This window comes from Stenotrophomonas sp. A3_2, from assembly GCF_036624925.1.
Taxonomy (GTDB): Bacteria; Pseudomonadota; Gammaproteobacteria; order Xanthomonadales; family Xanthomonadaceae; genus Stenotrophomonas; species Stenotrophomonas hibiscicola.
The window spans coordinates 213,594-221,410 of sequence record NZ_JAZKVY010000238.1; the positions used below are offsets into that span (position 1 = coordinate 213,594).

Annotated in this window: 9 protein-coding genes; 7 read left to right on the forward strand and 2 right to left on the reverse strand. The window is 66.2% G+C overall.

What is annotated here, in order from left to right; all coding sequences use genetic code 11:
* The first annotated feature begins 1 nt into the window (after position 1).
* The 6 genes from R5H29_RS09660 to R5H29_RS09685 all read left to right on the forward strand — a co-directional run bounded on the left by R5H29_RS09660 (position 2) and on the right by R5H29_RS09685 (position 4,342).
* A complete protein-coding gene (locus tag R5H29_RS09660) occupies positions 2-361 on the forward strand; it encodes a GntR family transcriptional regulator (protein ID WP_006453095.1) in 360 nt (119 codons plus the stop codon).
* Entirely contained in the window at positions 361-1,236 is an 876-nt protein-coding gene (locus R5H29_RS09665; protein ID WP_019660401.1) for an ABC transporter ATP-binding protein, read from the forward strand. Before R5H29_RS09660 ends, R5H29_RS09665 begins: the two co-directional genes overlap by 1 nt.
* Entirely contained in the window at positions 1,233-2,261 is a 1,029-nt protein-coding gene (locus R5H29_RS09670) for an ABC-2 transporter permease (protein ID WP_134735985.1), read from the forward strand. The genes R5H29_RS09665 and R5H29_RS09670 overlap by 4 nt, the downstream gene beginning before the upstream one ends.
* Before the next feature lie 25 nt (positions 2,262-2,286).
* A complete protein-coding gene (locus tag R5H29_RS09675; RefSeq protein ID WP_171952816.1) occupies positions 2,287-3,174 on the forward strand; it encodes a DUF4097 family beta strand repeat-containing protein in 888 nt (295 codons plus the stop codon).
* 30 nt (positions 3,175-3,204) lie between these two features.
* Complete coding sequence (locus tag R5H29_RS09680; RefSeq protein WP_021202712.1) at positions 3,205-3,810, forward strand: hypothetical protein; 606 nt, start codon at positions 3,205-3,207, stop codon at positions 3,808-3,810.
* Positions 3,811-3,916: 106 nt separating this feature from the next.
* Complete coding sequence (locus R5H29_RS09685) at positions 3,917-4,342, forward strand: hypothetical protein (protein ID WP_032953534.1); 426 nt, start codon at positions 3,917-3,919, stop codon at positions 4,340-4,342.
* A 108-nt stretch (positions 4,343-4,450) separates the two neighbouring features.
* Here the strand turns inward: R5H29_RS09685 and R5H29_RS09690 are convergent, their stop codons facing one another.
* Positions 4,451-5,878 (reverse strand): aspartate ammonia-lyase, encoded by a 1,428-nt coding sequence (locus R5H29_RS09690; RefSeq protein ID WP_171952818.1) that lies wholly within the window; start codon positions 5,876-5,878, stop codon positions 4,451-4,453.
* A 292-nt stretch (positions 5,879-6,170) separates the two neighbouring features.
* Between R5H29_RS09690 and purB the strand changes: the two genes are divergently transcribed.
* Positions 6,171-7,538: an adenylosuccinate lyase gene (gene purB / locus R5H29_RS09695; RefSeq protein ID WP_019660407.1), complete on the forward strand. Its 1,368-nt coding sequence runs from the start codon at positions 6,171-6,173 to the stop codon at positions 7,536-7,538.
* A gap of 176 nt (positions 7,539-7,714) precedes the next feature.
* Here the strand turns inward: purB and R5H29_RS09700 are convergent.
* Positions 7,715-7,817 (reverse strand): IS3 family transposase (locus R5H29_RS09700; protein WP_332329113.1); only part of this gene is annotated, 103 nt, incomplete at its 5' end.

The window sequence follows — 7,817 nt, forward strand, 5'->3', positions numbered from 1 at the left end:
CATGAGCGACATCCAGTGGAGCGACGGCGCTCCCATCTACCGTCAGTTGAAGGAGCGCGTGATCGCCATGATGCTCGACGGAATCCTCAAGCCGGGCGATGCCCTGCCTTCGGTGCGCCAGGTGGCCGCCGACTATCAACTCAACCCCATCACCGTTTCGCGCGCCTACCAGGAACTGGCTGACGAAGGCCTGGTGGAGAAGCGCCGCGGCCTGGGCATGTTCATGACCGAGCAGGCGGCTACGCAGCTGCGAAGCAGCGAGCGCGACCGTTTCCTCAACGAAGAATGGCCGGCGGTCCTGGAGCGCATCCAGCGCCTGGGCCTGAGCCTCGACGAATTGCTGCCCCAGGGGAAAGTCTGATGAAGAGCACTGCAAGTGAAGCGGTCATCACCGCCCGAGGCCTGCGCAAGGCCTACAAGACCACGGTTGCCCTCGACAACGCCAGCTTCAGCATCCCAAGCGGGCGCATCGTCGGCCTGATCGGGCCCAATGGCGCCGGCAAGACCACCGCGCTGAAGGCCATTCTTGGCCTGACCTCGGTGGAGGGGGACCTGAGCGTGCTCGGGCGTGACCCGCGACTGCACCGCGACGAACTGATGAATGACATCTGCTTCATCGCTGACGTCGCCGTGCTGCCGCGCTGGTTGAAGGTCCGCGAAGCGATCGACTTCGTCGCTGGCGTTCACCCGCGCTTCGACCGCGCCCGTTGCGAACGCTTCCTGGCCAACACCAAGCTGCAGCCGAAGCAGCGCGTGCGGGAGCTGTCCAAGGGCATGATCGTGCAGCTGCACCTGGCGCTGGTGATGGCCATCGATGCCCGCATCCTGGTGCTGGACGAGCCGACACTGGGCCTGGACATCCTGTACCGCAAGGAGTTCTACCAGCGCCTGCTGGAAGACTACTTCGACGAACAGAAGACGATCATCGTCACTACCCACCAGGTGGAGGAAATCGAGCATATCCTCAGCGACGTCATGTTCATCCGTGATGGCCGCATCGTGCTCGACGCTGAAATGGACGACGTCGGCCAGCGCTATACCGAGCTGCTGGTCAATGCCGAACAGCTGGACACCGCCCGCGCATTGAAGCCGATCGACGAGCGCAGCCTGGCGTTCGGCAAGACGGTGATGCTGTTCGATGGCGTGCCGCGCGCCCAGCTTTCCTCCCTCGGCGAGACCCGCATCCCGGGCCTGGCCGACCTGTTCGTCGCCATCATGAAGGGGACCTACGCATGAACGCCGTCAACCACCCCGTCAGCCCGATCGGCACCCTGCGCTGGCTGCTCAAGCGCGAGTATTGGGAGAACCGCGGCGGCTTCCTCTATGCACCGTTGATCGCCGGACTGATCTCGCTGGTGATGAGCACCATCGGCATCGCGTTCGGCCTGTTCGCGCTGCATCGTGCCGCGCGCGACGGCGGCCTGCACATCGACGGCGAAGATGTGAACATCAATGGCCTGGACCTGGCGCTGCTCACCCGCGACATCAGTGCCAAGGACCTGGCCGATCTCGGTAACGGCCTCGACCTGACCCTCGTGCTCAGCTCGGCGTGGCCATTCCTGGTCCTGGCCTTCGTGGTGTTCTTCTACTGCCTGGGCGCCCTGTACGATGACCGCCGCGACCGCAGCATCCTGTTCTGGAAGTCGCTGCCGCTGTCGGACACCCAGACGGTGCTGTCCAAGCTGATCAGTGCGCTGATCGTGGCCCCGCTGATCGCGGTGATCGCTGGCATCATCACCATGCTCGGCTTCATGCTGGTCATCAGCATCGTCGCGCTGATGCACGGTGGCAGCCCGATGACCCTGATCTGGGGCCCGGCCAGCCCGTTGACCCTGGCTGCCGGCCACCTGAGCTGGATTCCGGTCTACGCGCTGTGGGCCCTGCCCACCGCCGGCTGGCTGCTGCTGTGCTCGGCCTGGGCCAAGAGCAAGCCGTTCCTGTGGGCGGTGATGCTGCCGCTGTTTGCCGGCGTCATCGTCAGCACCACCAAGATCATGCCGCTGTTCGGTCTGACCACCGGCTGGTTCTGGCAGAACATCGTCGGCCGCCTGCTGCTGGGCGGCGTACCCGGCATGGACCTGCTGTATCGCATGGGCGCAGGTGAAGGGTCGCGCCGCGATCTGGACTCGGTGGTCAGCCTGATGTCCCCTGCCTCGCAGCTGAAGTCGCTGGCGATGCCGGAGCTGTGGATCGGTGCGGCCGTCGGTGCAGTGTTCATCTTCCTCGCCATCCGCCTGCGCAAGCGCGCCGGCGAGATCTGACTCCACCCATCCGGAGGCACCACCCATGCGTTCCCTGCTCGCCTGTTCTGCGTTGTTGCTGTTGCCGCTGTCGGCGCTGGCCGCCGATGCCCCTAACTGCAAGTTCACCGCTGCCCGTACGTTGAAGCTGGAGACATCCGGCGCCAAGGCGGTGGTGTTCGAGGTGAACCAGCATGACCTGAAGGTGGTCGCCAGCAAGGGCGGTGGCCAGCTGGCTGGTCGCGCCTGCGCCTCCAGCCAGGAATGGTTGGACCAGCTGGTGCTGGATCAGCGGAAGGAAGGCGACAAGCTGGTGGTCAGCCTGCGCCGCGAAGGCCGCGACAGCGGCATCAGCCTGGGCAGCAGCTATGCCTGGCTGGACATCCGTGGCAGCGTGCCGGACAACCTGCCGCTGCAGCTGAAGGTCGGCTCCGGCGATGCCAGCGTGGAAAACGCGCAGTCACTCAGCGTGGACGTCGGTTCCGGTGACGCCGTGGCCCGCGGAACCCGTGGCAGCATTCACGCCGCAGTGGGTTCGGGCGACCTCAACATCGATGGCGGCGGCTCCCTGAACCTGCTGTCGCTGGGTTCCGGCGACGTCACCGTACGCAACATCACCGGCGACGCCAGCACCGGTACCGTCGGCTCCGGTGACCTGAAGATCACCGATGTGCGTGGCAACGCGCGGCTGGATACCGTGGGCTCGGGTGACATCGAGTTCAAGCGTGTGCAGGGCAGCGTTGAAGTGGGCGTGGTCGGCTCCGGCGGGGTCGATCTGGCCGATATCGGCGGCAATGTGCATGTCCGCAGCCACGGTTCGGGCGACATCCACGTCGACGGGGTGCGCGGCACCCTGACCGTCGATCGCAGCGGCAGCGGTGACGTCGATCATCGCAACGTCAGCGGCCGGGTCACCCTGCCGCGCAGCAAGTAACCCTTTTCCAGACACTACCAGGGGAACACCATGAACCTGTTGCGCCTGCTGCCTGCCACCCTGCTGTGCCTGCCGCTGATCGCCTGCGGCGGCACGTCCTCCACGCCTGATACCACCGTCGGCAAAAGCGTGGCCGAGGCGACCAGCGGGGTCGGCCAGACGGTCAAGGAGGCCATGGACGATGCCCGCAAGGACATCGCCCAGGGCAACATCAAGATCTCGGCCGACAAGCAGCCGCGTGCGGAGATCACGCCGGACGGGCGGCTGCTGATCGGCGGCAAGGAAGTGCCGGCCGATGAGGCCCAGCGCCGGCAGCTGCTGGAATACCGCGGCCACGTCGTTGCCATTGCAATGGACGGCATGGATGTCGGCCTGGCCGGTGCCAAGCTCGGCGCCAGTGCTGCCGGAGAGGCCCTGAAGGGCATCTTCAGCGGCGACAGCGAGGGCATCGAGAAGCGGATCAATGCCGAGGCGGAGAAGATCGAAGCCCAGGCCAAGCGCATCTGCAACCGCATGCCGGCGATGCTGGCCAGCCAGCAGGCGCTGGCCGCATCGCTGCCCGCGTTCAGGCCGTACGCCACGATGGACCAGAGTGACGTCGACGACTGCGGCAAGGACACCGTGGTCCAGCGCTAGGCCTATGACAGATCAGCGCACCCTGCCGGCAGCGGCGCCCCGCTGCCGGCCGTAACGTGCCGACCGGCTTACAATGTCGGCCCCGGACGCCCCCGAACCGAATGCCATGAAGAAGTTGTTCCTGCTGCTGGCCGCCCTGCTCTGCCTGGGCCTGGTCGGCTGTGACAAGGATTACCGCAACCACCGCGCCGAGCGCGGCAAGCCCAAGATTTCCGTCAGCGAAGGGATGGTGACCGTGCGTCGCCCGCCGGCACCGAACATCATCATCCTCGGCGATGGCACGATGAAGGTGGACGAGATCCAGATCCCGCTCGACGAAGGGCAGAAGCAGATGCTGCAGACGATGTTCGGCCGGCTGCAGGTACTGCGCCAGAACACCCTGGTCGCCGCCCCGGCCGATCCCAACATGCAACCGGTGAAGATCCAGCCGCCGGAAGGCATGGAAGTGATCCCGGCCGACCTGGTCCAGCGCATCCCCGAGTTCAAGGACTACACCGACACCTTCGGCAACATCGTCGCCGACCGTCGCTGAAGCAGAAACGCCGCCCCAGGGCGGCGTTTCCTTTTGTAGAGCCGAGCCCATGCTCGGCTACTGCCCGGAATCTGAGCCGAGCATGGGCTCGGCTCTACAACCAGCAGATCAACCGCCGGCGCCACCACCGCCAGCCTGGATGCCACCTGCGGTCAGTGCGGTCGGATCCAGCAGGCGGCGCAGTTCCGCTTCCTGCAGGCCGCTGTCTTCCAGCGCGACGTCCAGCACCGGGCGCTGTTCCTTGTAGGCACGCTTGGCGATGGCCGCTGCCTTCTCGTAGCCGATGATCGGGTTCAGCGCCGTGACCAGGATGGGATTGCGCGACAGCGCCTCGGCAACACGGTCTTCGCGCACCTTCAGCCCGGCAATCGCGCTGTCGGCCAGCAGCCGCGACACATTGGCCAGCAGGCCGATGCCATCCAGCAGGTTCACCGCAATCAGCGGCAGGGTGACGTTGAGCTGGAAGTTCCCGGTCTGCCCGGCCACGGTGATCGCGGTGTGGTGGCCAATCACCTGCGCGCACGCCATCACGGTTGCTTCCGGAATCACCGGGTTGACCTTGCCCGGCATGATCGAGCTGCCCGGCTGCAGTGCCGGCAGTTCGATCTCGCCCAGCCCGGCCAGCGGACCGGCGTTCATCCAGCGAAGATCATTGGCGATCTTGATCAGCGCCACCGCCAGTGCATTGAGCTGGCCGGACAACTCCACTGCATCGTCCTGCGCGGCCAGGCCTTCGAACTTGTTCTCGGCGCTGTCGAACTTGAAACCGGTCTGTTGCTTCAGTGCCTTGGCTACCTGCGCGCCAAAACGCGGGTCGGCGTTGATGCCGGTGCCGATGGCGGTGCCACCCAGCGGCAGGCGGCGCACGCGCTTGAGGCTGTCTTCGATGCGCTCCTGCGCCGAGGCCAGCTGCGCCGACCATGCGCCGAACTCCTGCTCGAAGGTCAGTGGCATCGCGTCCATCAGGTGGGTACGGCCGGTCTTGACCACCTTGCGCAGGCTGCGGCCCTTCTTGTCGAGGGTCTTGCGCAGGTGCACCAGCGCCGGCAGCAGCTGTTCGTGCGTCGCCAGCACCGCCGACACGCGCAGCGCGGTCGGGATCACGTCGTTGGAGCTCTGCCCCTGGTTGACGTGGTCATTGGGATGCACGGTGGTCTTGCCCGCCTTGCCGGCACGGTTGGCCAGGGTGGCGATGACCTCATTGGCATTCATGTTCGACGACGTGCCCGAACCGGTCTGGTAGACGTCGATCGGGAAGTGCGCGTCCCAGTTGCCGGCGGCCACTTCGGCAGCAGCGGTCTGGATGGCCTTGGCCACGTTCTTCGGCAGGTGGCCCAGCTCGGCGTTGACGCCGGCGGCAGCGCCCTTGACCAGGCCCAGGGCACGGATGAAACCGCGCGGCATGCGCTGGCCCGACACCGGGAAATTCTGCACGGCACGCTGGGTCTGGGCGCCCCACAGGGCGTCCGCAGGCACCTGCAGTTCGCCCATGCTGTCGTGTTCGATTCTGAAACCCTTGCTTGCAGCTTTGCTCATTGCATCAACTCCGCACTACTTCAGTTGGGGAAAGGGAAGCGGCGGCTGGCAGGGTGTCGCTTCCCGGGCTGGCGGCTGCGCCAACGATACTCCCTTGCCCGCAGCGTGGGATGACGAGGACGGGCCAGAACGTTCCGTCCGCAGGGCCGTGTTGTAGAGCCGAGCCCATGCTCGGCTGCCCGCAGGGCGCCGGATTCTCCGAAGCAGCCGAGCGTAGGCTCGGCTCTACAGGGCACGCCCCGCCGGCACGTCGTAGAATATCGGCCCCGCCGCTCGTCCCAGCCCTGCCGACATGTCCGATTCCGCCCTGCTCGCCCTGTCCCCGCTCGATGGCCGCTATGCCGGCAAGGTCGACGCGCTGCGCCCGATCTTCTCCGAATACGGCCTGATCAAGGCCCGCATCACGGTCGAGGTGGAATGGCTGCTGGCGCTGGCCGCCGAACCGGGCATCGTCGAACTGGCGCCGTTCTCCGACGCCGCCGTCGCCCGCCTGCGCGACCTGGCCGCCCGCTTCAGCCCGGCCCAGGCCGCGCGCGTGAAGGAGATCGAGCGCACCACCAACCATGACGTCAAGGCGGTGGAGTACTTCATCAAGGAACAGCTGAAGGATGACGCCGAGCTGGCGCCGGCGCTGGAATTCGTGCATTTCGCCTGCACCAGCGAAGACATCAACAACCTCAGCTACGGCCTGATGCTGGAACAGGCCCGCCGCGAGGTGCTGCTGCCGACCCTGGACGGCATCGCCAGCACCCTGCGCACCCTGGCCCACGCCCAGGCCGGCCAGCCGATGCTGTCGCGCACCCACGGCCAGACCGCCTCGCCGACCACTTTGGGCAAGGAACTGGCCAACGTGGTCGCTCGCCTGGAACGCCAGCGCCGGCAGATCGCCGCGGTCGAACTGACCGGCAAGATCAACGGTGCCGTCGGCAACTACAACGCCCACGTGGCCAGCTACCCGGACGTGGACTGGCCGGCCTTCGCCGAGCGCTTCGTGACCGGCCTGGGCCTGGTATTCAACCCGTACACCACGCAGATCGAGCCGCACGACAACGTGGCCGAGATCGGCGATGCCGCACGCCGCGCCAACATCATCCTGATCGATCTGGCTCGCGACATCTGGGGCTACATCTCGCTGGGCTATTTCAAGCAGCGCCTGAAGGAAGGCGAAGTCGGCTCGTCGACGATGCCGCACAAGGTCAACCCGATCGATTTCGAGAATGCCGAAGGCAACTTCGGCATCGCCAACGCGCTGTTCGAGCACTTCAGCGCGAAGCTGCCGATCAGCCGCTGGCAGCGTGACCTGACCGATTCCACCGTGCTGCGTGCACTGGGCACCGCGTTCGGCCACAGCCAGGTGGCGCTGGATTCGCTGGCCAAGGGCCTGGGCAAGCTGGAAGTGAACCCGCAGCGCCTGGATGCCGATCTGGACGCGGCCTGGGAAGTGCTGGCCGAGGCCGTGCAGACGGTGATGCGCCGCCATGGCCTGCCGAACCCGTACGAGCAGCTGAAGGCGCTGACCCGCGGCCAGGGCATCACGGCCGAGTCGATGCGTGCGTTCGTGCAGGGGCTGGAGCTGCCGGCGGATGCGAAGCAGCGCCTGCTGGAGATGACCCCGGGCAGCTACACCGGCCTGGCCGAGTCGCTGGCGAAGAAGATCTAAGAGGTTTCCGTTGCGGCGGCGGCCGCGGGCGCTGCCTGCGGCAGGCAACGGCAACGGCAACAGCAATAGCAACGTCAAGAGCGGCTCTGGATTGCTGCTAGCTGGGCGGGCCGGGAGGGGCCAGCGGGACACGCCGTAAACCCATCCATGAAGTGACCCCCGAGACTTGGACGGGGTCAGGCGGCCGATTGGGCCTGTTGGGCCTGCTCCCGGTACTGTACCGGGCTCAGGCCCTTCAATTTCAACTTGATTCGCTCTTGGTTGTAGTACTGGATGTAT